Annotated in this window: 1 protein-coding gene; it reads right to left on the bottom strand. The window is 77.2% G+C overall.

Annotated elements, in window-relative coordinates; translation table 11 throughout:
* Positions 1 to 772, bottom strand: a 772-nt coding sequence (locus ABZY57_RS32760) for a formyltransferase family protein (RefSeq protein ID WP_356518192.1), incomplete at its 3' end; no start/stop codon positions are given.
* Positions 773 to 1,318: the final 546 nt, after the last annotated feature.

The following is a 1,318-nucleotide window of genomic DNA, read 5'->3' as shown; positions in this document are numbered from 1 at the left end:
GCTCCCCCGGGGCGCGGTGGGCCCGCAGCTCCGGGATCCACACGGCCCCGTCGACGGTGGCCCGGCAGATCGCCCCCGCCCGGGTGGCCAGCAGTTCGCCGGGGCGGCCGCGCAGCCGGTCCTCCGGGTGGCCGCCGTGCAGGTACCAGGAACCGCCGAGCAGCTCGTCCCGTACGCCGGGCCGGGAGTCCGCCGCGCGCAGGGTGCGCAGCACCCGCTCGGTGCCGTCCCGCAGCCAGTCGATCCGGCGGTGCTCCTGGCGCACCAGGGGGCGTGCCCGGCCCCCGGTCTGCGGCTCGGGGACGTACGTTCCGGAGGCGAAGCGGTCCACGGCGAGCAGGACCGCCTCCAGGGCCGCGTCGGCCACCTCGCCCCGGTACCAGACGCTCTTGGACCCGGCCCGGTCCGGCCCCGGGCACTCCACCGAGGCCCATACGTCGCCGGCGTCCATCTCGGCATTGGCCTGCAGGACGGTGACGCCCCACCGTGGGACCCCGTCCAGTACCGCCCGGTCGAGCGAGGAAGGACCCCGGTCCCCGACCGGGCCGGGGTGCACGATCAGGCAGGTGTGGGCGGACCAGACCTCCTCCGGCACGGCCGAGGTCAGCATCGGCGCGACGATCAGGTCGGGGCGGTGGCGCCGGACGGACGCCGCCAGATCGGCCGGAGGGAGCGCCAGTTCCACGGCGACGCCGTGGCCGCGATCGCGGAGCTCGGCGTGGACCCGCTGGGTGAGACTGTTGAAGGCGCTCGCGACGAGCAGGACGTGCACGGGGGCTCCCTGCGACGGACCGGTGTGCCACGGCACGGCACGGGGGGTCACCCGGCCGCATCGGCGGTGCGGGGCCGGTGTGTGACCGGCCGCCAGAGATGTTTCGCGAGGCCCGCGGGGGAGCGCGGGCACCCCGCTGTCCTTGTCACCCGTACGTGCCTTCCGGCAGGGCCGCTCGGCGGCAGTGGCCCGGGCGGTTCCCCGGTCACCGGGGTCCCGTCGCCCGGGTTCCGGTCACCCGGGTTCCGGTCACCCGGGTCCTGCTGGGACTCGTGTGTCTGCGGCCCGGCGACGCGGGTAGGCGCGGGATACCGCGCGTGCTGCCGTGAGGCGGCGCCCCGCGCGGCCGGCACCACGAAGGGTGCCGGGCCGGACGGTCCTGCCGCCGGTTCCCGGACGACGATCGGACGTATCCCGTGACGCATCCGAAGAGCTGCACGCCCACCCGCCCCCCGTCGCCGCCAGGGGCGGAGGTGTCCATGGGGACGCCGCCCCGTGACCCGGTGCCGCCCAGCCCGACCCCGGCACCGGGCCCCGGCCCGGGAC

Origin of the sequence: Streptomyces sp. NPDC006450 (assembly GCF_040612195.1) — a bacterium.
GTDB lineage: Bacteria > Actinomycetota > Actinomycetes > Streptomycetales > Streptomycetaceae > Streptomyces.
This window is presented reverse-complemented; position numbering and strand designations above follow the sequence as displayed.